The 21,370-nt window shown below is 71.8% G+C and carries 19 protein-coding genes; 10 read left to right on the plus strand and 9 right to left on the minus strand.

Features of this window, described 5'->3' with window-relative positions:
• Positions 1-32 precede the first annotated feature (32 nt).
• Positions 33-698 carry a TetR/AcrR family transcriptional regulator C-terminal domain-containing protein gene (locus tag OG439_RS28535; protein ID WP_326943891.1) on the plus strand — a complete coding sequence of 222 codons (666 nt, stop codon included), beginning with the start codon at positions 33-35 and terminating at the stop codon, positions 696-698.
• 105 nt (positions 699-803) lie between these two features.
• Positions 804-1,808 (plus strand): LLM class flavin-dependent oxidoreductase, encoded by a 1,005-nt coding sequence (locus OG439_RS28540; protein WP_326943892.1) that lies wholly within the window; start codon positions 804-806, stop codon positions 1,806-1,808.
• A 58-nt stretch (positions 1,809-1,866) separates the two neighbouring features.
• Here OG439_RS28540 and OG439_RS28545 read toward each other — a convergent pair whose 3' ends face one another.
• The 3 genes from OG439_RS28545 to sigK form a co-directional block, all read right to left on the minus strand.
• Positions 1,867-2,538 (minus strand): fasciclin domain-containing protein, encoded by a 672-nt coding sequence (locus tag OG439_RS28545; protein ID WP_326943893.1) that lies wholly within the window; start codon positions 2,536-2,538, stop codon positions 1,867-1,869.
• Between the two features lie 162 nt (positions 2,539-2,700).
• Entirely contained in the window at positions 2,701-3,426 is a 726-nt protein-coding gene (locus OG439_RS28550; protein ID WP_326943894.1) for an anti-sigma factor, read from the minus strand.
• Positions 3,423-4,019, minus strand: coding sequence for an ECF RNA polymerase sigma factor SigK (gene sigK / locus OG439_RS28555; RefSeq protein ID WP_247056573.1), 597 nt, complete (start codon positions 4,017-4,019; stop codon positions 3,423-3,425). Before sigK ends, OG439_RS28550 begins: the two co-directional genes overlap by 4 nt.
• Before the next feature lie 390 nt (positions 4,020-4,409).
• Here sigK and OG439_RS28560 point away from each other — a divergent pair, with 390 nt between their 5' ends.
• Together OG439_RS28560 and OG439_RS28565 are read left to right on the plus strand one after the other, a co-directional pair.
• The gene (locus OG439_RS28560) at positions 4,410-4,823 is read left to right on the plus strand and encodes an SsgA family sporulation/cell division regulator (RefSeq protein WP_247056575.1); all 414 of its coding nucleotides are present in this window, start codon (positions 4,410-4,412) and stop codon (positions 4,821-4,823) included.
• A gap of 16 nt (positions 4,824-4,839) precedes the next feature.
• Positions 4,840-6,213: a class I adenylate-forming enzyme family protein gene (locus tag OG439_RS28565; protein WP_326943895.1), complete on the plus strand. Its 1,374-nt coding sequence runs from the start codon at positions 4,840-4,842 to the stop codon at positions 6,211-6,213.
• On the opposite strand, the gene ilvD is transcribed toward OG439_RS28565, so the two are convergent.
• Positions 6,192-7,883, minus strand: a complete 1,692-nt coding sequence (gene ilvD, locus OG439_RS28570) for a dihydroxy-acid dehydratase (protein ID WP_326943896.1) — start codon at positions 7,881-7,883, stop codon at positions 6,192-6,194. The two genes, OG439_RS28565 and ilvD, sit on opposite strands and share 22 nt — an antisense overlap.
• A 114-nt stretch (positions 7,884-7,997) precedes the next feature.
• Here ilvD and OG439_RS28575 point away from each other — a divergent pair, with 114 nt between their 5' ends.
• A complete protein-coding gene (locus OG439_RS28575) occupies positions 7,998-9,074 on the plus strand; it encodes an NAD(P)H-dependent amine dehydrogenase family protein (RefSeq protein WP_326943897.1) in 1,077 nt (358 codons plus the stop codon).
• Positions 9,071-9,556 carry a carboxymuconolactone decarboxylase family protein gene (locus OG439_RS28580; protein WP_326943898.1) on the plus strand — a complete coding sequence of 162 codons (486 nt, stop codon included), beginning with the start codon at positions 9,071-9,073 and terminating at the stop codon, positions 9,554-9,556. The genes OG439_RS28575 and OG439_RS28580 overlap by 4 nt, the downstream gene beginning before the upstream one ends.
• A 54-nt stretch (positions 9,557-9,610) precedes the next feature.
• Here OG439_RS28580 and OG439_RS28585 read toward each other — a convergent pair whose 3' ends face one another.
• Complete coding sequence (locus tag OG439_RS28585; protein WP_326943899.1) at positions 9,611-11,167, minus strand: GMC oxidoreductase; 1,557 nt, start codon at positions 11,165-11,167, stop codon at positions 9,611-9,613.
• Between the two features lie 207 nt (positions 11,168-11,374).
• On the opposite strand from OG439_RS28585, the gene OG439_RS28590 reads away from it, so the two are divergent.
• On the plus strand, positions 11,375-11,740 hold the full coding sequence (locus tag OG439_RS28590; protein ID WP_256475414.1) for an RNA-binding S4 domain-containing protein: 366 nt from the start codon (positions 11,375-11,377) through the stop codon (positions 11,738-11,740).
• A gap of 77 nt (positions 11,741-11,817) precedes the next feature.
• On the opposite strand, the gene OG439_RS28595 is transcribed toward OG439_RS28590, so the two are convergent.
• Complete coding sequence (locus OG439_RS28595; RefSeq protein ID WP_326943900.1) at positions 11,818-12,189, minus strand: glyoxalase; 372 nt, start codon at positions 12,187-12,189, stop codon at positions 11,818-11,820.
• A 4-nt stretch (positions 12,190-12,193) separates the two neighbouring features.
• Complete coding sequence (locus OG439_RS28600; protein WP_326943901.1) at positions 12,194-13,063, minus strand: alpha/beta fold hydrolase; 870 nt, start codon at positions 13,061-13,063, stop codon at positions 12,194-12,196.
• 89 nt (positions 13,064-13,152) lie between these two features.
• Between OG439_RS28600 and OG439_RS28605 the strand changes: the two genes are divergently transcribed.
• Together OG439_RS28605 and OG439_RS28610 are read left to right on the plus strand one after the other, a co-directional pair.
• Positions 13,153-16,143: a BTAD domain-containing putative transcriptional regulator gene (locus OG439_RS28605; RefSeq protein ID WP_326943902.1), complete on the plus strand. Its 2,991-nt coding sequence runs from the start codon at positions 13,153-13,155 to the stop codon at positions 16,141-16,143.
• A 256-nt stretch (positions 16,144-16,399) separates the two neighbouring features.
• Complete coding sequence (locus OG439_RS28610; protein WP_326943903.1) at positions 16,400-16,702, plus strand: cupin domain-containing protein; 303 nt, start codon at positions 16,400-16,402, stop codon at positions 16,700-16,702.
• Positions 16,703-16,706: 4 nt separating this feature from the next.
• On the opposite strand, the gene shbA is transcribed toward OG439_RS28610, so the two are convergent.
• Positions 16,707-17,357 (minus strand): RNA polymerase sigma factor ShbA, encoded by a 651-nt coding sequence (gene shbA / locus OG439_RS28615; RefSeq protein WP_326943904.1) that lies wholly within the window; start codon positions 17,355-17,357, stop codon positions 16,707-16,709.
• Between the two features lie 329 nt (positions 17,358-17,686).
• Here shbA and OG439_RS28620 point away from each other — a divergent pair, with 329 nt between their 5' ends.
• Entirely contained in the window at positions 17,687-20,347 is a 2,661-nt protein-coding gene (locus OG439_RS28620) for a hypothetical protein (protein ID WP_326943905.1), read from the plus strand.
• On the opposite strand, the gene OG439_RS28625 is transcribed toward OG439_RS28620, so the two are convergent.
• The gene (locus tag OG439_RS28625; RefSeq protein ID WP_326943906.1) at positions 20,340-21,305 is read right to left on the minus strand and encodes a hypothetical protein; all 966 of its coding nucleotides are present in this window, start codon (positions 21,303-21,305) and stop codon (positions 20,340-20,342) included. The two genes, OG439_RS28620 and OG439_RS28625, sit on opposite strands and share 8 nt — an antisense overlap.
• Between the last annotated feature and the right edge of the window lie 65 nt (positions 21,306-21,370).

A 21,370-nucleotide genomic window follows, 5' to 3' on the forward strand; every position in this document is an offset into this window, starting at 1 on the left:
GATCGCCAGCCTTACCTTGTACGATCTTGCGGGTGGCCACCGACGCCGTCCCCGCACCGCGGACCCCGCTGAGCCGCGAGCGCGTGCTGCGCGCGGCGGTCGAACTCGCGGACGAGCACGGCCTGCGCGCGCTCACGATGCGCCGTCTCGCGGAGGAGCTGGGTGCCGAGGCGATGTCGCTCTACTACCACGTGGCCAAGAAGGAAGACGTGCTCGACGGCATCGTCGACGCGGTGGCCCGGGAGATCAACGAAGCCGTCGCGAACATCTCCGCTCCAGGCTGGAAAGCCGCGGTGCGCCAACGAATCCTGGCGGCGCGCGAGGTGTTCCTCCGCCACCGCTGGGCACCGGCACTGTTCGAAACGCGCTCGTCGACGAGCCTGGCGGTCCTGCGTTACTACGACGCCCTGGTCGGCCTGATGCGTGCGGGCGGTTTCTCGTACGACCTGGTCCACCACTCGCTGCACGCCCTGGGCAGCCGCGCGCTCGGCTTCAACCAGGAGCTGTTCGACCCGTCCGAGAGCGGTGACAGCACCCCCGCGGACCTGGCCGGCCAGCTGCCCAACCTGGTGGGCATGCTGAGCGAGATAGCCCACGACGACCCGGACTCGACGCTGGGCTGGTGCGACGATCAGGAAGAGTTCGAGTTCGGTCTGGACCTCATCCTCGACGGCTTGGACCGCCTCCTCGAGACCTGAGCCGGACGTAGCCGCACTTGGTCCAAACGTTCATCAGGTGGGACGACGGCGTCCGAGGGGCAGAATCGAGAGCGTCATCCCGTCCCGGATCGTGGAGGAACACCGGTGTCGCGACCCCTGCGGAAGCTCGGCTTCCTGACCATCGGCCTGTTCGACGCGGCCGACCCGCGCCGCGGCCACGAATCGACCCTCGAGATCATCGAGCTCGGGGAACAGCTCGGCTTCGACAGCGCCTGGGTGCGCCACCGCCACCTGCAGTACGGCATCTCGTCGCCGGTCGCCGTGCTGGCCGCGGCGTCGCAGCGCACCAGCCGGATCCACCTCGGCACCGCCGTGATCCCGCTGGGCTGGGAGAACCCGCTGCGGCTGGCCGAGGACCTCGCCACGGTCGACCTGCTCTCGGGCGGGCGGCTCAACCCGGGCCTGAGCGTCGGGCCGCCGATGCGCTGGGACGAGGTCAAGCCGGCCCTCTACCCGGACACCGCGGACGTCGAGGACTTCGGTTACGAGCGCGTCCAGCGACTGCTCGGCTTCGTGCGCGGCGAGCCGGCGACGGAGTTCAGCGGCACCGCGGGCTTCGAGGTGTTCTCCGACCGCGTCCAGCCGCAGGCGCCCGGGCTCGGCGACCGCCTCTGGTACGGCGGCGCGAGCCTGCGCTCGGCGGAGTGGGCCGGCAAGCACCGGATGAACTTCCTGACCAGCAGCGTCGTCAAGGCCGAAGAGGCCGACGACTTCGCGGACATCCAGCTGTCCCACATCCGGACCTTCCGCGCCGCCCACCCCGACGGCGAGAACGCGCGGGTCTCGCAGGGGCTCGTCGTCGTCCCGACCGACAGCGCCACGCCGGAACAGCGCGCCAAATACGAAGCGTTCGCCGCGAAACGGCTGCCGCGCACAGAAACCCCGCAGGGCCCGGCGCGAATGCTGTTTTCCCCCGATTTCGTCGGCACTTCCGCGGAAATCGCCGAGCGGCTGCACGCCCACGCCGCGTTCCGGGAAATCGACGAGGTCGCGTTCGCGCTGCCGTTCACCTTCGAGCACGAGGACTACGTCCAGATCCTCACGGACATCGCGACGAAGCTCGGGCCGGAGCTCGGCCGGCACCCCTGAGACGCGGAAAGCCCACAGTGGCCTCGATGAGACCACTGTGGACTGATCCGGAGAATGCTTACTTGTTGGTGCCCGGGGTCAGCACCTTGTCGATCACGAAGACGGTGGCGTTCTTGGTGGGGATGTTGCCACAGAGGATCTTCGCGCCGTTGACGGTCATGTTGTCACCGGTGCCCTCGATCTTCAGCGGCCCACCGGCGGCGTTCAGCGAGTCGAGCGTGCCGGCGGACGCGAGGCCCTTGGCGTCGTAACGCTTGCCGACGACGTGGTACTGCAGGATCGGCGACAGCTCGGCCGGCTTGCCCGCCAGCTCGTTGAACTTCGCGTCACCCAGCGCCGCGAAGGCCGGGTCGGCCGGCGCGAACACGGTGATGGCGGGGGCGCTGTTGAGGGTGTCGACCAGGTTGGTGGCCTTGACCGCGGCGACCAGCTTGGTCAGCAGCGGGTTCGTCGAGGCGGCGGAAGCGACGGGCTGCGGGCCCATCGAGTCCAGCGAGCCGGGCGCGGAGCCCTGCGGCAGCTGCGAACAGGCCGGACCGAAGACGTCGGCGTTGGTCGTCATGCCATCGGAAGCACCGGCGTCGGCGCTGGAGGACGGGGCGGCCATCGAGGACGACGGGGCCGGGGCGCTGGAGCTGCCCGACGACGCGGTGTCGCTGCCGCTGCACGCGGTCAGGGTGAGCGCGGCGGCCGCCGTCAGACCGATACCGGCAATACGAAGGTTACGCACGAAAAATCACTCCATTAAGCGGCTTGGACAGTTCACTCGGAACTGTTTGTTGTGGGTCATTCGGGGCTGCGGTGAAAACGGATTGGGTCCGATCGGGTGACACGGCTCACTGTGCGGTGAAAGCGAAGCTGTGTCACCCTGCCGGCGTTTCGGCGAAACCGGTCAAGAAAGGGAAATCGTGCTGACCGGCGCGGTCGTCGGCCCCGCGGAACCGCCCGCGGGCTCGACGGTGATCCCGATGTGGTCGGTGCCCGGCGGGATCGCGGCGAGCATCGGGCGCATCTGGTGCGGCGACTCGGGTTGCATCAGCCCCGCCGACCGCGTGCCGTCGGTGCCGGTGAACCACACCTGGTAGGCGTGGCCCGCGTCGAGCGCCGGGAACCCGGAGGCGAGCAGGACGGCCTTGCCTTGGCCGCGCGACACCACGAGCGTGGCGCCGCTCTGGCCGGAGCCCTTGAGCGTCGAGGCGTCCGGCGCGGTCAGCACCGAGTTGAGCGACGCCTGTTCCTGCTGGGCGGTGTCGAGCTGCCGGTCGCTGGAGGCGGTGTGCACGCCGAACGCGACCGCCACGACGGCCGCGGCGGCGGCGCCGAGCAGCGCGACGCGCACCTGCCAGGTCCGCGCCCGGCCGGACGCGGCGCCGATGGCGGTCACCTTGGGCGGCACCTGCCGGGTCCGGGCCACCTCGGCCAGCACGCGGGCCCGCAGCTCCGCCGGCGGGTCGACCGCCACGGCGACGGCGAGCCGCGAGCCGGTGGCCCGCAGCTCTTCGACCTCTTGGCGGCAGGCGGCGCACTCCCCGAGGTGCCGTTCGAACTCGGCACGTTCCGCATCGGACACCGCGTCGAGCGCGTAAGCGCCGGTCAGCGTGTGCAGTTCGGCAGTCATCGTTCCACCCCCAAGCAGTCGCGCAGCCGGATGAGCCCGTCCCGGATCCGGGTCTTGACGGTGCCGGGTGCCACCTTCAGCACCTCGGCCACTTCCGGGTAGGTGTAGCCGTTGTAGTAGGCCAGCACGATGGACTCGCGCTGCAGGTCGGTCAGCGCGGACAGGCACTGGCGCACCCGCTCCTGGTCCAGGCTGGCCATGGTGGACTCGGTGACCTCGTCGAACGGCCGTTGCACGTCCATCCGGCCGACCTTGTCCTCGCGGTCGAGCACGGCCTGGTGGGAGCGCACGCGGTCGACGGCCCGGCGGTGGGCGATCATCAGCACCCACGACAGCGCGCTGCCGCGCTCCGGGGCGAACCTCGTGGCCTTGCGCCACACCTCCACCAGTACCTCCTGCGCCACTTCCTCGGCCTGGGCGTGGTTGCGCAGCACGCGCATCGCCAGACCCAGCACCGGACCGGCGATGAGGTCGTAGAGCGCCGAAAAAGCGCTCTCGTCCCCGGCCCCGACCCGCTGCAGCAGCTCCTCGGCACTGGCCACGGTCACCGGAGCCTCGTCCGTATGCAGCCGCAGCCGCCCACGCTCACCCATCCCCGGCAACCTCCACGTCACCCACGACGCCCTCCGGCATCTGCGAGGGATTCGCGACCGGCGGGCGCGGCGGACTGGTCTGTGCGGCGATGAGGTGGCGTGTCCCACCCGGACGGGGCAAGTTCGGCAGCCGGACCCATCCGTCCGGTCAGCGGCTCCGAAGGCCTGGTGTCGCGGACTCGGTCCGGTCCGGCCGCTTCGTGAAAGTCGCGACGAATCCTTCACGTTCGGGGCTGCGCGTTGCCCGTTTGTTCGCGCTCACGGTGACCTTTAGCACTTCTCGGTCCCCCTATGGAGTGAAACGCTTTCGCATTGAGAAGGCATTGACCTCACTATGGGTTATCTCCAGAGCAAGATCGACAGAACCGACGAGACGTGAGGGGCCACCCCATGGCCGAGCCGCACAGCCTGACCAGCACCAGCGTCGACTTCGCCCTCCGCACCTTCGGGGCGGAGCCGAAGCCGGTGCCGGCCGAGCTCGAGTACGACACCCGCGACCCGTACGCGGTCGCCGTCGTGCTCCACGCGGGTGCGAACGCCGTCCGGTGGCTGTTCGGGCGCGACCTGCTCGCCGACGGCCTGCTCGCCCGCTGCGGCGACGGTGACGTGCGCATCGGCCCCGCCGGCAACCCGGAGCTGGTCATCGTCGAGCTGACCTCCCCGGACGGCGCCGCCGTGCTCGAGGCGCCCGCGAAGGAGCTCGCCGCCTTCCTGGACACGACGTACGAGGTCATCCCGGCCGGCAGCGAGAGCGACTGGTTCGACTTCGACACCGAACTCGAGAAGCTCTCCTACCAGGACTGAGCAGTACCGTCGCCGGGTGAGCTTCTTCCTGACGACCGTCCTGGCCGCCCTCGACGACGGCGGCGACCGCGTCCTGTTCCACCAGGACGGCGTCACGACCTACCACCAGGCCCGGGACCGCCTGCGCCGGTTGCACGGCGGCCTGGGCGAGGTGGACGTCGTCGCGATCGACGTCCGGAACCGGCCCGAGACCCTGCTCGTGCAGCTCGCGGCGCTCCTGCGCGGCGCCACCGTGCTGCTGGTCGCCGCTTCGGCGCCGCGGCCGGACCGGCTCGCCGCGGCCACCGCGGCGGGGGTCACCACCGTCGTCACCGACCGGCCGGACGACTGGCCCGGCGACGACGTCCGCACCCTCGACGACCTCGACGGCGCGCCCCGGGACCTGCACCTTCCCAGCGCCGTCCGCGTCCTCTTCCCCACCGGCGGCACCACCGGCACCCCGAAGCTCATCCGGCACAGCGGCATCTACGACGGCATGGCCTACATCTTCGCCCCGTCGCCGGACGGCCCCGGCCGCACGCTGCTCGTCGCGCCGATGACGCACATGACCGGCAACGCCACCGTGTTCGGCGCGCTCCTGCGCCGCGACACCCTCGTGCTCCAGGACGGCTTCGACGCGGGCGCCGTCGTCGAAGCGATCCAGGAGCACCGGATCGACACGCTCTCCCTGACGCCACCGCGCCTCGCCGCGGTCCTGGACCACCCGGCGTTGACGAGCACCGACGTCAGCAGCGTCCGCTCACTTTCCCTGGGCGCCGCGCCGCTGCCGCCGCACCGGCTCGCGCAGGCCCTCGACGTCTTCGGCCCGGTCGTCGGCCAGGGTTACGGCCTCACCGAAGCCCCGATGATCGCGAGCATCTCCGCCGCCGAGCTGGCCGGGCACCCCGAGCGGCTCGGCTCGGTCGGCCGGATCGTGCCCGGGATGGAGGCGCGGCTCGCCGACGGCGAAGTCGAGGTGCGCGGACTGTCCATGATGGACGGTTACCTCGGCGGCCCGGAGGTCGGCGCCGGCTGGCTGCGCACCGGCGACCTCGGCCGCTTCGACGACGAGGGCTACCTCTACCTGCTCGACCGCGTGGACGACGTCGTCGTGGTCGGCGAGCACGGCACGAAGGTGCCCTCGACCGTCGTCGAGCACGCGCTCGCGACGCACCCGGCGGTCCGCGCGGCCGCCGTCTTCGGCAAGCACACCGTGGACGGCCAGGTGCTGCACGCCGTGGTCGTCGCGACGCGACCGATCACCGTCGAGGAACTGCAGGCCCACGTCCGAAAAGCCTTCGGCCAGGAGCACTACGTCCCGGCGAGCGTGTCTTTCGCCGACGCGCTGCCGCTCACCGAAGTCGGCAAGGTCGACAAACGCGCCCTCGCTCAGGTCGTGACGGCGCCGTAGGACGACGACCGGACCAGCTTCGCGTACTTGCCGAGCACGCCTTCCGGGAACTTGTTGGGCAGCGGTTCCCAGCCCTCGCAACGGCGGGCCAGCTCGGCCGCGTCGACCAGCAGGTCGATGCTGCGGGCCTTGATGTCGACGGCGATCCGGTCGCCGGTGCGGACGAACGCGATCGGCCCGCCGTCCACGGCTTCGGGCGCGACGTGCCCGATGCACAGGCCGGTGGTGCCGCCGGAGAACCGGCCGTCGGTCAGCAGCAGGACGTCCTTGCCGAGCCCCGCGCCCTTGATCGCCGCGGTGATGGCCAGCATCTCGCGCATCCCCGGCCCGCCCTTCGGGCCTTCGTAGCGGATGACGACGACGTCGCCCGCCTCGATGTGGCCCTCGTTCAGCGCGGCCATCGCCTCCTGCTCGCGCTCGAACACGCGCGCCGGGCCTTCGAAGCCGGCCGTGTCGAAGCCCGCGGACTTCACGACGGCGCCCTCGGGCGCGAGCGAGCCGCGCAGGATGGTGATGCCGCCGGTCGGGTGCAGCGGGTTGTCCAGCTTGCGCAGGACCTCGCCGTCGATCGGCTCGGGGTCCAGCTCGGCCAGGTTTTCGGCCACGGTGCGACCGGTGACCGTGAGCGCGTCGCCGTGGATCAGGCCCTCGTCGAGCAGGGCCTTCATCAGCACCGGGATGCCGCCGTGGCGGTCGATGTCGTTCATGACGTACTTGCCGAACGGCTTCAGGTCGCCCAGGTGCGGGACGCGGTCGCCGACGCGGTTGAAGTCGTCGAGGTCGAGCGCGACCTTCGCCTCGTGCGCGATGGCCAGCAGGTGCAGCACGGCGTTGGTCGAGCCGCCGAGGGCCATGACGACGGTGATGGCGTTCTCGAACGCCTCCCGCGTGAGGATGTCGCGCGCGGTGATGCCCTTTTCGAGCAGCCCGACCACGGCCTCCCCGGAGAGGTGCGCGTAGTTGTCGCGACGGCGGTCCGCGGACGGCGGCGCGGCCGATCCCGGCATGCTCATCCCCATCGCCTCGGCCGCCGACGCCATCGTGTTCGCCGTGTACATCCCGCCGCAAGCGCCTTCACCGGGGCAGATGGCGCGTTCGATGCGGTCCAGGTCGGCGGTCTTGAGCCGGCCCGCCCGGCACGCGCCGACGGCTTCGAAGGCGTCGATCAGCGTGACGTCCTTCTCGGTGCCGTCGGTCAGCTTCACCCAGCCGGGCGCGATCGAGCCGGCGTAGAGGAAGACCGACGCGAGGTCGAGGCGGGCGGCGGCCATCAGCATCCCGGGCAGCGACTTGTCGCAGCCGGCCAGCAGGATCGAGCCGTCGAGGCGTTCGGCCTGCATCACCGTCTCGACCGAGTCCGCGATGACCTCGCGAGAAACCAGCGAGAAGTGCATCCCGTCGTGGCCCATCGAAATGCCGTCGGAGACGGAGATCGTGCCGAACTGCAGCGGGTAGCCGCCGGCCGCGTGCACGCCTTCCTTCGACGCCTGCGCCAGCCGGTCGAGCGACAAGTTGCAGGGCGTGATCTCGTTCCAGGAGCTGGCGACGCCGATGATCGGCTTGCGCCAGTCGTCGTCGCCCATCCCGACGGCGCGGAGCATGCCCCGGGCGGGTGCGGCCTCGATCCCGTCGGTGACCGTGCGGCTGCGGGGCTTCGGGTCGATCGTCATGACGCGCCTTCCGATACGACGTTCGGACGCACTGGATGCTACCCGCGTCCGCGCGGTCCGCTCACCGGAACGATTCCCTTCCTCGAGCCGGTCGAACCGGCGAAAACTCGGCGAATGATCGCCACAGTGGTGTGGGGCACGGGCAACGTCGGCCGGGCCGCAATCCGGGCCGTCGAGGCCCATCCTGCGTTGAAGCTGACCGCGGTGCTGGTGCACAACCCGGACAAGGTCGGCAAGGACGCGGGCGCGCTCGCCGGCGTCGGCGACCTGGGTGTCACCGCGACCGACGACGTCGAGGCGGTGCTGGCGGCGAGTCCGCGCGCGATCGTCTACGCCGCTTCCGGCGACATCCGCTTCGACGACGCGCTGGCCGACATCCTGCGCGCGATCCGCTCGGGCGCGATCGTCGTGACGCCGGCCCTCTACCCGCTCTACGACCAGCGCAACGCGCCGCCGGAGCTGCGGGACCCGGTCCTGGCGGCGATCACCGACGGCGGCGGCTCGCTGTTCGTCTCCGGCGTCGACCCCGGCTGGGGCAACGACGTGCTGCCGCTGCTGATCAGCGGGCTCGGCACCGACGTCGACGTCATCCGCTGCCAGGAGATCTTCGACTACTCGACCTACGAGCAGCCCGACTCCGTGCGGTACCTGGTCGGCATGGGCCAGCCGATGGACTACGACCCGCCGATGCTGATGACCGGCGTGCCGTCGATGGTGTGGGGCGGGCAGGTCCGGCTGATCGCACGCGGCCTCGGCGTCGAGGTCGACGAGCTGCGCGAGACGCTGCACCGGCGTCCGCTGGAGGAAACCGTGTCCACGCGGACCATGGGCGAGTTCGAGAAGGGCACCCAGGGCGCGGTGCGGTTCGAGGTCCAGGGCATCGTCGACGGCGAGCCGCGGATCGTCATCGAGCACGTCACCCGCATCCACCCGGCGTGCGCGCCGGACTGGCCGACGCCGCCCAGCGGCGACGGCGCCCACCGCGTGATCATCGAAGGCCGGCCGCGCATCGAGGTCAGCGTCGAAGCGAGCGACGAAGGCGAAAACCGGTCGGCGGGCGGCAACGCCACCGCGGTCGGCCGTCTCGTCGGCGCGATCGACTGGCTGGCCGACGCGAAACCCGGCCTCTACGACGCACTCGACGTCCCGCTGCGCCCGGCAGCCGGCAAGCTCGGAAGGAGGCGCTCGTGAACATCGACATCCCCGAGGGCAAGGACCCGATCGGGTACGTGTGGGGCGAAATGGTGCCCGGTATCGGGGTCGCCGCCTCGAAGTTCTCACTGGCGGTCTATTCGCACACCACGTTGGGGCTGCGGGAGTTCGAGGCCGCGCGGCTGCGGATCGCGCAGATCAACGGCTGCGTCTTCTGCCTCGACTGGCGCACCGAACGCGACGGCGTCAAGGTCGAAGAGGAGTTCGCCGACGCCGTCTCGGAGTGGCGCACCACGGACCTGTTCGACGAGCGGACGCGCCTGGCGGCCGAGTACGCCGAGCGGTACGCGCTCGACCACCACAGCATCGACGACGAGTTCTGGAAGCGGATGGCCGAGCACTACAGCCAGAAGGAAGTCGTCGAGCTGAGCATGAGCCTCGGTTCGTGGCTGGCCTTCGGGCGGCTCAACCACGTCCTGGGTCTCGACGTCGCCTGCGTCCTCCCGTCCCACCGCTCGTGAGTGTTTAGGGCGGTTCTAACCGCCCTAAACACTCACGACGAGCCGCGGCAGACCCTAGAAGTCCGTGGCGATGATCTTCTCGATGTTCCGTTCGGCCAGCGCGGTGATGGTGACGAACGGGTTGACGCTCGTGTTGCCGGGGATCAGGGAACCGTCGATCGCGTACAGGCCCTGGTATCCGGCGAGCCTGCCGTAGTTGTCGGTCGCCTTGTCGAGCACCGCGCCGCCGAGCGGGTGGTAGGTCAGATGGTCGCCCCAGATCTTGTAGAAGCCGAAGAGGTCGGACCGGTAGATCGTGCCCTCCTTCGCGTTGATCTTGTCGAAGATGGTCTTGGCCATGTCGATCCCGGGCTGCTTCCAGGCCGTCTGCCAGTTCAGGTCGACCTTCTGGGTCGACGGGTTCCAGCTGAACTGCGCGCGGTTCGGGTTCTTCGTGATGGACAGGTAGAACGACGCCCACGTCTCGATCCCGGTCGGCAGCGGCGCGACCTCCGCGAACGCGCCGCCGGCCGCCCAGTTGTCGATGCCGCCGCACGGGATGGACGACTGGAGGCTGCCGGTCGGGTCCCAGATCTGGTTGGCCCGCCCGACCATCACGTTCCCGTTGTCGCCCCAGTTCTTGCCGACCTCGCCGTTGAGGTTCGGCAGCGCGCCGGTGGCCTTGAGCTTCACCAGCAGCTTGCTCGTGCCCACGCTGCCCGCGGCGAAGAAGACCTTGGCCGCGGTCACGACCTTGGTCGCCGACACGTCACCCGTGGTGTTGAGCTGCTCGATCGTGACGGTGTAGCCGCCGCCGGACGCCGGCGTCACCTTCGCCACCCGGTGCAGCGGCGAGATGGTGACGCGGCCGGTCGCCTGGATCTGCGGCAGGTAGGTCTTCTGCAGCGACTTCTTGCCGTAGTTGTTGCCGTACAGGATTTCCCCGGCCAGCGCCGAGCGCGGCACGGTGTTGGCCTGCTCCTGCTTCATGTAGTTCCAGTCGTACACGTCCGGCACGAAGACGTACGGGAACCCGGACCGCTGCGCCTGCTTCCGCCCGACCCGCGCGTACTGGTAGCACTCGGCGGTGTCGAACCAGGCCGGGTCGATGAGGCCGACGCCGAGACCGGCGTTGGCGCGCGGGTAGTAGGTGTTGTACATCTCGTCGGCGCTGACCGTCGGGAGGATCGCGCCGAAGTTCTCCCGCTTCGGCGTCACGGCCATGCCGCCGTTGACGAGCGAGCCGCCGCCGACGCCGCGACCCTGGTACACGGTGATACCACTGAACTCCTCGGCGTCGAGGATGCCGGTGTACTTCGGGATGTCCTTGTCGATCGGGAACCCGAGGAAGTTGGACAGCGGCTGCTTCGTGCGGGTGCGCAACCAGAACGAGCGCTGGTCGGGCGTGGTCGTGTTGGCGAAGATCTTGCCGTCGGAGCCGGGCGTGTCCCAGGCCATGCCCATTTCGACCAGCTGGACGTCGACGCCGGCCTGCGCGAGCCGCAGGGCGGTGACCTGGCCGCCGTAGCCGGAGCCGATCACCAGGGCCGGGACCCGGGCCCCGTCGGGGATGGGGCCGGCCGCTCTCGGCGTCGCACCGGCGGCTCGGCCGGCGAGCGCGGCCCCGGCCAAGATAGAACCTGTTCCTGCAATGAAGAGACGTCGGGAAAGACCGCCAGAGTTTGTTCTCTCCATGGCTTCGTCGCTCATGTGATGTTCCTCACCGTTGAGGTATTTAGAACACGTTATAGCTCACTGGTACAGACAAGTCGACATATACCCGCGAGTAACCTCCAGGCACGGCGCAGCATTGGCGCGAATGGGCCATGATGGACGACTGTGGAGTCGACCCGTGTGGACCGCTGGCTGTGGGCGGTCCGGCTGATGAAGACCCGCCCGGACGCCGCGGCGGCGTGCCGAGGCGGCCACGTGCGCGTCAACGACAAGCCGGCGAAGCCCGCGACGACCGTCGTGCCGGGCGACGAGGTCCGCGTCCGCGTCGGCGGCACGACCAGGATCCTCGACGTGGTACGGGTGATCCAGAAACGCGTGGGCGCGCCGGACGCCGCGACGTGCTTCCTGGACCGGACGCCGAAGCCGACCCCGGAGTCCGTGATCCCGGTCGCCCGCCGCGACCGCGGCGCGGGCCGACCGACCAAAAGGGAGCGCCGCGTGCTGGACGCGTTCCGCTCCCCGGATCTCTGACAACACCTGCGCTGAAAGCCGTGAATGCCACATCGAGGGACTTGGTGTCCCTCGATGTGGCATTCACGGACTTCGGGTCAAGCGGGCGGTGGAACCGGGGTCAGGAATTCCAGGCGGTTGCCGAGGCAGTCGCTTGTGTAGAACCGGCGGTGGCCGGGGAAACCGTCGTCCCATTCCACCGGGCTGCCGTGCGCTTCGAGGCGGGCCGCCAGCGCGTCGAGGTCGTCGATGAGGATGCCCGGGTGCGCCTTGCGGGCCGGTCGGAAGTCCGCCTCGACGCCGAGGTGGAGTTCCAGACCGCCGTCCCGCAACCACAGCCCGCCGCGGGCGGCCAGCTCCGGCGGCTTCGGGATCTCGGTCAGCCCGAGCACGCCGACGTAGAACGCGCGGCAGCGGTCCTCGCTGCCGGGCTCGATGGCCAGCTGGACGTGGTGCACGCCGAAGGTCATGCCCTCAGCGTGCCACCAGCTCCCGCAGTTCCTTCACGACGTCGGCGGGTGCCTCCTCGGCCATGAAGTGCCCGGACGACACCGTGCGGTGGCGCAGATCGGCCGTCCACGGGCGCCACAACGCCGTCGCGTCGTAGCCGAGCGCGGCGCCCCAGTCCTGCTGCAGCACGGTGACCGGCATGCCGAGCCGGTCGCCCGCCGTCCGCGACGCCGTGTCGTGCTCGACGTCCACCGTCGCCGTTGCCCGGTAGTCCGCGACGATCGACGGCACGGCCTCGCGGCAGGCCCGCAGGTACTCGGCGCGGACGTCGGCCGGGATCGCGTCCGGGCGCTGCGTCCAGGCGTCGAGGAAGTACCCGAAGAACGCGTCGGGCGCGCCGGCGATGAGCGTCTCCGGCAGGCCCGGCGGCTGGGCCATCAGGTAGAGGTGGAAGCCGACCGCCGCACTCACGCCGTGCAGCACGTCCCACGTGTCGAGGGTCGGCAGCACGTCGAGGATCGCCAGGTGGGAGACGGCGGCCGGGTGGTCGAGGCCGGCCCGGATGGCGACCAGCGCGCCGCGGTCGTGCCCGGCGAGGGCGAACCGCTCGTGCCCGAACGCGCGGGCGACGGCCACGACGTCGGCGGCCATCGTGCGCTTCGAGTACGTCTCGCCGGTGTCCGCCGGCTTGTCGCTGGCGCCGTAACCGCGCAGGTCGGGGACGAGCACGGTGTGGTCGGCGGCGAGGTCGGCGGCCACGTGCCGCCACATCAGGTGGGTCTGCGGGAAGCCGTGCAGCAGCACGATCGGGGCGCCGGAGCCGCCGACGGCGACGTTGAGAGCGACGTCGTCACCGACCGTGACGTGCTGGTAGTCGAATCCGGGGATCTGCATGGACGTCCTTTCGCGGTGGTTGCCCGGCGAGCCTGCGTCAAGCCGATCAGCGCCGGGTCAGCGCCGGCTGAGCGCGTTACAGTGCGTGCATGGTCCGGTTCGGCGTGCTCGGTCCGCTCGTGGCCGAGGACGAGCGGGGTCCCCTGGCGCTCAAGGGCCCGCGGCACCGGGCGGTCCTGGCGCGGCTGCTGATCGCGCGCGGCCGGGTCGTGCCGGTGGACGTCCTGGTCGACGACCTCTGGCCGGACCCGCCCGCGGGTGCGGTCGGCGCGCTCCAGACGTTCGTGTCCGCGTTGCGTCGCGCGCTGGAACCCGATCGGGCGCCGCGAACCCCGGCCCGGCTGCTGGTCACCTCGGGACCCGGGTACGCCTTGCGCGCGGCGTCCGTCGACGCCTGGAGTTTCGAAGCCGCGGTGACCACGCCCGGCGCGGCACTGTCCCAAGTGGACGAAGCGCTCGGCCTCTGGCGCGGGCCCGCGTACGCGGAGTTCGCCGACGAGCCCTGGGCCCGCGGCGAGATCAACCGCCTCGACGAGCTGCGCCGGCTGGGCGTCGAGCGGCGGGCGGCGGCGCTGCTGGAGCTGGGCCGCGCGGCCGAGGCGGTACCGGACCTGGAGGCGCACGTCGAGGCGTGGCCGTTGCGGGAGGACGGCTGGCGGCTGCTCGCGCTGGCCCTCTACCGGGCCGGGCGCCAGGGTGACGCGCTGGGCGCGTTGCGGCGGGCGCGGCACGTCTTGGCGTCGGAGCTGGGCATCGACCCCGGCCCCGGGCTGCGCCAGGCGGAGGCGGACATCCTGGCGGCGACTCCGGCCGTCTCGCCCCTGGTGGGACGCGCGGACGAACTGGCCCGGCTGGCCGCGGAGGCAACCACCGCCCGCACCGGCCGGTTGCGGCTGGCGCTGATCTCCGGCGAGGCGGGCGCGGGCAAAACCGCCTTGGCGGAAGCGTTCTCGGTGCGCCTGGCCGCCAACGGCTGGACCACGGCGTGGGGCGCCAGCCCGGACGACGAAGGCCTGCCCGCGGTGTGGCCGTGGACCCGCGTGCTGGGCGAGGCGGTGGCGCTCGATCCCGAACCGGGCAGCGATCCCGTCGCGGCGCGGTTCCGGCGGCACCGCGCCGTCGCCGCCCATCTCGCCGCGCTCGGCCGCAAGGCGCCGCTGCTGCTCGTGTTCGACGACCTCCAGTGGGCCGGCGCCGAAACCCTCACGCTGCTGGCCTCCGTCGTCGCGGATCCGTCGGTGCGGCACGTGCTCGTCGTCGGGACGCACCGCAGCACCGACCTGCCCGCCACCCTGGCCGGCTTCCTCGGGCGCGTCGCGCGGGCCGAACCCGCCCGCGTCTACCTGGGCGGCCTCGGGGCCACCGAAGTGCGTGACCTCGTCCGCGCGACGCTCGGCCACGACGTCCCCGCGCCCACCGCGGCGGCGATCCACCGGCGCAGCGGCGGCAACCCGTTCTTCGTGCGGGAGCTCGCGCGGCTCTTCGACGCCGACTCCGACGCCGTCGTGCCGCCCGGGGTCCGCGACGTCGTCCGCCACCGCACGTCTCGGCTGCCCGCCGGCACGCGGGAAGTGCTGCGCCGCGCGGCGGTGCTCGGCCGCGACGTCGACCTCGGGCTGCTCGGCTCGCTGGCCGGCACCGACGTCCTCGACGACGTCGAAGCCGCGGTCCGGGCCGGGTTCCTGGTCGAGCCCGCGCCCGGGCGGGTCCGGTTCGCGCACGACCTGGTGCGGGACACGCTGTACCACGATCTTTCGCGCACCCGCCGCGCCCGCTGGCACGCCGACGCCGGCGAGGCGCTGGAGCGGCTGCGCCCCGACGACGTCGACGCGCTGGCCCACCACTTCCTGCTCGCCGAAAGCCCGGCCGCCGTGCGGTACGCGCGACTGGCGGCAGAACGCGCCGAGCGCCGGGTGGCCCCGCACGAGGCGGCGCGGCTGTGGCGGGCCGCGCTCGACCGGGCCGGCGACGACGTCCGGGAGCGGCTGGACCTGATCATGGGGCTGGTGCGGGCGCTGGCCGTCACCGGTGCGCTGGCGCAGGCCCGCGAGCACCGCGCGGAAGCCGTGACGCTGGCGGAGTCCCTCGGCGACCCGGTGCTGACCGCGTCGGTGCTGGGCGCGTTCGACGTCCCGGCGGTGTGGACGGCCAACGACGACCCGGAGCTGGCCGCGCGGATCGTCACGGTCGTCGAGAAGACCCTGGTCGCGCTGCCGCCGGAGCGCCGCGCCGAGCGCGCGCGGCTGCTGGCGACGCTCACGCTGGAGCTGCGCAACACCGGCGGCGACCGCGGCCGGGAGGCGGCCTTCGAAGCCGAGGCCCTGGCGCGGGAACTGGGTGAGCCGGCGCTGCTCGCGTTCGCGCTCAACGCGCGGTTCATGCAGGCGTTCGACCGGGCCGGGCTGGCGCCGGAGCGGGCACGCATCGGGCGTGAACTGGTCGACGTCGCCGCGGCGCACGGCCTGGTGACGTTCGAAGTGCTGGGTCATCTGGTGCTGGTCCAGGCGTTTTCGGCACTGGCCGACCTGCCCGCGGCCGACGTCCACGCCGAGGCGGCCGACCGCCTGGCCGCCGACCACGACCTGCCGCTGGTCGGCGTGTTCACGCAGTGGTACCGCGCGTTGCGGGCGAGCATCGCGGACGACCCGGCGGCGGAAGCCCTGTTCCGCGCGGCGGCCGCCCGCCTCCCGGGGACGGGCATGACCGGCCTGGAGGACGGCATCCTCGCCTTCGCCCTGCAGTGCCACCGGGTGCAACGCGGAGCGTCCACAGTGGACTACCCGGGCGACGCCCCGCACGACCTCCTGTACGAGGCCCGCCTCACTCTCCAGGCCCTGACGGCCATCAACACCGGCGACGTCCCCGCCATGACCCGCCTGTACGACGCGCTCCTCCCGGCGGCGGCCGAGCTGGCCGGCGCGGGCAGCGGCCTGCTGACCCTCCGCCCGGTGGCGTTCTACCTGGCCGAACTGGCAACGGCTCTGAACCTTCCCGCGGCTTCGCACTACCGCCAGGCCCTGGAGCTGGCCCACCGCTGCAAGGCCCCGCACTGGATCGCCGCCCTGGAATCCCGCCCCTGACGCCGTGTCGACCCCCCAATCACACGTGATGTCCCTCCAATCACGCGAGATACGCCTTCAATCACGTGAGATACGCGGCTGATCACGCGAGTTCGGCGTGCCTGGAGGGTCGGCTCGCGTGCCTGGAGGGTCGGCTCGCGTGATTGGAGGGTCAGTTCGCGTGATTGGCGGGTCGACACGCGTGATTGGCGGGTCGACACGGGGGCCGCGCGAAAACCGGCACCGCGGCTTGGGTGGGGCGCCTACCCTGGAGCGGGTGAGCGACAGTGAGAACTTCGAGGGGCGCGACGTCGGGTCCGGGATCTCCGTCATCCGGGAAAGCAGCGACGTCGTGGGGTCCGGGCCGCGGCTGCACCGGCATCCCTACGCCGAGACGTTCGTCATCATCCGGGGGCGGGCGCGGTTCACCATCGGCGACGCGGAACGTGACGGCGGTGCCGGGGACGTGCTCGTCGTCCCGGCCGGCACCGCGCACAAGTTCGCGGTGCTCGGCCCCGGGGTCTACGAGGCCGTGCACATCCACGAAAGCGACCACTTCATCACCGAATACCTGGAGTGACGCGCTAGACCTCGTTTTCGCCGATCATCGCGCGCAGCTTCTGGAGGGCGCGGTACTGCGTGATGCGGACGTTGCCCGGCGAAATCCCCAGCGACTCCGCCGTCTCGTTCGCCGACAGGCCGACGACGATCCGCAGGGACAGGATCGCCTGGTGCAGCGGCGGCAACGTCGCCATCAGCCGGCCCAGGCGGGCGCCGAGGTCCATCTCCAGCACGTGGTTCTCCGGCTCGTTGCCGCCCAGCGGGCGGTCCGGCAGCTCCGACACCGGCTTCGAGCGGTCGCGCGCCACCGAGCGGAACGCGTCGGCGACCTTGTTCGCCGCGATCGCCCGCACGAGGTACAGGAACGAGCCGCCGCGGTCCTGGTAGCCCGGCAGCACCTTCAGCACCGCGAGCAGCACCTCCTGCGCGACGTCGTCGGCCGAGAGGTACGACAGGTCGCGGCCGCCGATCCGGGCGCGGCAGTAGCGGGCGACCGTCGGCTTGATCAGCCGCAGCAGCGCCTGGATCGCCGCCGGGTCACCGGTGCGCGCCGCCGCGACCACCGGGTCGAGGTCCTCCTTGGTCAGCCGGCCTTCCGGTCGCGGCAGTTCCTTCAGCACGGTGTAGCCGTCGACCTCTTCGGCCGGAACCGTGTCCAACGCCATGGTCTCCATGGGGTTCCCTCCTCGTTCCGGCCACCCGGAAATACCAACTCCGCAGGAACTCGTTTTCTGTTCCCGCATTCGATTATCGAGGCGCTGACCAGCAACGTTGCAGTGCTGTGGTTCTTGTCCACATATTGTCCGTTAACGAGAAACGGCCCACTCGGCATACCCGGCGGTCGGCCCCCGCCCGGCTGGTCAGATTCTTGACAGTAATCGCCACACCGCGGGAACCGGTAGCGAAATCGCGCCGCGCACCGATGCTTCGCCCGTGACCGCCCCCTACCCCCAGGACCTCCACCGATGATCACCCATTGAACGCCACCGGAGAGTGTGCCCCGATGACGGATTCCGATTCCGGCCCGCACGGTTACCCCGTGACGGACCGGTTCGACGTCTTCCTGTGTTCCCCGCGAGCCGACCCGGCGGTGGAACGGGTCGAAGAAGCGCTCGAAGCCGACGGGCTGCGCGTATTCCGGGCCCGATTCGACGATTTCGACGCGCCCGTCGACGCCCTCGCCGGATCGCGCGTCCTGCTCGCCTGCTATTCACCCGCCCTGCCGGCGGAATACGCGTGCCAATGGCAGCTGACGGCCGCGCTGGCCGCCGCCTGGCACCACGGCGACCCGGCGGACCGCGTACTGGTGCTCAACCCCGAATCCGACACGGCGCACCTCGAGCCGGCCGAACTCCGGGACGCGAAGTTCGCCGTGACCTCGGCGAACCTCGTCGCCCGGGTCCGCGCGAAGGTCGCCGCGACCGACGTCCCCCTGGGCCGGCCGGGCCCGCCTGCCGGCCGGTACCCGGCGCTCTGGGCCGTCCACAGCGCGCTCTTCCCGGGCACCACCGCGGATCCGCGGCCGGTGGTGGTGCGCGGCCTGCCCGGCATCGGCAAGACGGCGCTCACCGAGCAGTACGCCTGCCTGTTCGCCGGTGCCTTCCCCGGCGGGGTGCTCCGGACCGGCCCGTTCGGGCACCTCGACCCGGACGACTTCCTCGCGCAGTTCCCCCTCGCGCTCGCGCGCGCCGCCGCGGACCGGCTCGGCACCGACGTCTCCGGGCTGGACCTCGACCGCCTGCGCGCGCTGCTCACCGACCGGATCGACGCGGCCCGCGAGCGGGTGCTGGTGCTCGTCGACGACGTCCCGGCCGGGCTGCCGCCCGCGGTCCTCGACCGGCTCGTGCTGCCGGGCGACCACGTCCGCACCCTGGTCACCAGCCGGTCGGGCCGCTGGGACGCGGCGACCGTGGACCTGGCCGGCCTCACCGGCGAGGAGAGCCTGCGGCTGTTCCGGACGCCTGCCGGTGACGCCGAGCGCGCGGCCGTGCTGCGGTTCGCCGACCGCTGCGACGGTCACCCGGTCACCCTGCGCGCCGCGGCGCTCCGGCCGCCGGCCGGCGAGGTGCTCGACGCCCTGCCGGACACCGCGCCGGAAGCCGTCCGGGACCTGCTCGCCGGACTCGGCGCCGCGGCCCGGGACCTGGTCCGGCTGGGTGCGGTGCTCGCGCCCGTCCCGGTCCCGCCGGAGTTCGCCGCCGAGGTGCTGGGCTCTCGTGCGGAAGCGGCGCTCGTCAGCCGCGGGCTCGCCACCGAAGCGGACGGCGACCTGCGGTTCCTGGGCCTCACCCTCGACGTCGCCCGCACCGGCCTCGACCCGGGTGACCTGCCCGGCCGCGCCGCCGACGTCCTGCTCGCCTGGCTGGCCGGCCATCGGGGCCGGCGTGACTTCCTGCTCCAGCACGCCCGTGCTCTCGCCGAAACCGCGCCGGCGCACCGGGTGCGGCTGCTGCGCCCGGTCGCGGCGGCGTTCGAAGCCCAGGGGGATCCGACGACGGCCGGCGAGATCCACGCCGTGATCCTGTCGAGCGGCGAGGCGACGGCCGCGGACCACACCCGCGCGGCCCGCGTCGAAATCGCGTGCGGCCTGTACCCGGAGGCCGTCGGGCACGCGCGTGAAGCGCTCGTGCTGGCGGACAGCGAAGCCGAGCGGTACGCGGCCGGCCTGACCGCGGCGCAGGCCCTGGACTGCCAGGGCGACTACGCCGAAGCCGACCGGACGTTCTGGCGGCGCATCGGTGACCGGCTGCCCGACGACGGCGACGAGCGCTACCGGGCCGCCGTCGTCGCGGCGCAGGCCCACCGGCTGCGCGGCCGGCCGCGGGAGGCCGTCGCGCTCCTCGAACCGGTGCTCGCGGAGCTGCGGGACGCGCCACCGGACGGCGACGAACCGGCGGCCGTCCGGCTCGAACACGCGCGCAGCCTGCAGCTGTCCGGGCAGCCGCGGCGGGCGCGGGAGGTCGCCGGCGAGGTCGTCGCGGCCTACCACGCGGCGGGCCGGGAGCGGCACGTCCGCTGCGGTGAAGCGGAGCTCGTCCGCGCCGACGCGATGCTGGCGCTCGACCTGGCCGACCTGCGGGCCGCCCCGGCCGACTGGGAGCGCTCGGCGGCCGAACTGCGCGAGCTCGAGGAGAGCTACGCGCGCCGCTACGGCTCGGAAAACCCGCTGACCCTGACGGCCGCGGCGCACGCCGACCGCGCGTTGCTGGCCCTGGGCCAGCCCAAACGCGCGCTGGCCGTGCTGTCCGCGACCGAGCGGGTCGTGCTGCGGGTGCTGGGCGGGGACCACCGGCTGCGGTACCGGATCCGGCACGGCATGGGCCTGGCGCACGCCCAGCTGCGCGAGTTCGGCCGCCAGGCCGAACTGCTGGAAGGCATTGTGGAGCCGCAGATCCGGCTGCTCGGCCGGACCCACCCGGAGACCATCGAAAGCCGCCTCGACCTCGGGATCGCGCTCGCGCTGAGCGGTCACGGCCCGCGTGACCGGGCGACCGGGCTGGTCGACGGCGCCGCGCTGGACGTCGTCGACGCGCTCGGCGTCAGCACCGAGCTGGCGGCCAAGGCCCAGGCCGCCCGGCAGGTCGTGCGGCTGCCCCAGCCGTTCGTGTCGGCGTTGTTCACCGTCGAACGGCTGATCTGGCCCGGCCGGGCCGGGGTCAGTTGACGTCCGCGGGTTCCCAGCGGATGCCGTAGGCGAAGCCGGGGGCGAGGTGCCGGAACCGGACGTGCACCTCGCCGGAGTCGTCGGCCTTGAGCAGCGTCCCGCGCCGGGACGTGTCGCGCGCGTCCTCCTGGAAAGCCTTTTCCAGGAGGACGATGTGCTCCGGCACCCGGTCGCCGAACTTGACGTGCAGGTCGAACAGATCGCACGGGTGCCGCGGCACGCACACGTAGTGCGGTTCCCGGATGCTCGCCCGGAACCGCAACGCGATTTCGTGCTGTTCCCCGCGCCGCAACGGTTCCGGCAACCGCAACGCCAGCCCGATCCGGTCGCTCGACTCCATCGCCCGGCTGGTCAGCACACCGCCGTGGAAGACGTCCACTTCCAGATCCGACTCGTGCACGGATTCGCCTGACTTCGCGGCCGCGCTCAGCGTCAGCGCCAGATCCAGCTCGGTGATTTCGTCGGCGTCCGCGACCACCCGCCGGAATTCGAACGCCTCGGCCGAAGGGTCGCCCAACGTCAGCGCGACCCGCAGTTCTTCGGTGTGCCAACTGCGGCTCGGATACCGCGGTCCGGGATCCGGCTCGGTCACCTTGACCGCCATTGCCGCGATCTGTTCGATGCCTTCGTCGATACGACGGCGCACCGTCCGGTCGTCACGCTGCAGCGTGATCGCCGCCCAGTGCACCCGTTCCTGGTAGAAGGGCTTGCGGGCGCTCTCGTGCAGCGCGAACGCGGCGAGCAGGACGATCTTCAGGTCCTCCGGCAGCGCCTCGACCAGCGGCAGCAAACGACTGGACAGTTTACGCTGCACCTCGGCCTGGTCGTCATCTTCGAGAATGCCGCATATCTCGCGCAGCGCCGGCCCGACCCGTTCCCCCAGCGGCGTGGTGAAAATTCCCCTCCCCTTGCGGAGAATCTTCAGCTCGCCGACCACATCCGCCGCTTTGAGGACCACCGTTCCTCCCCTCGCCGTTCCGCGCACGGTCGTCAATACTCGTCAGCCCCGCGGCCGCTGTCCAG

It is taken from the genome of Amycolatopsis sp. NBC_01307 (genome assembly GCF_035975215.1).
Lineage (GTDB): Bacteria > Actinomycetota > Actinomycetes > Mycobacteriales > Pseudonocardiaceae > Amycolatopsis.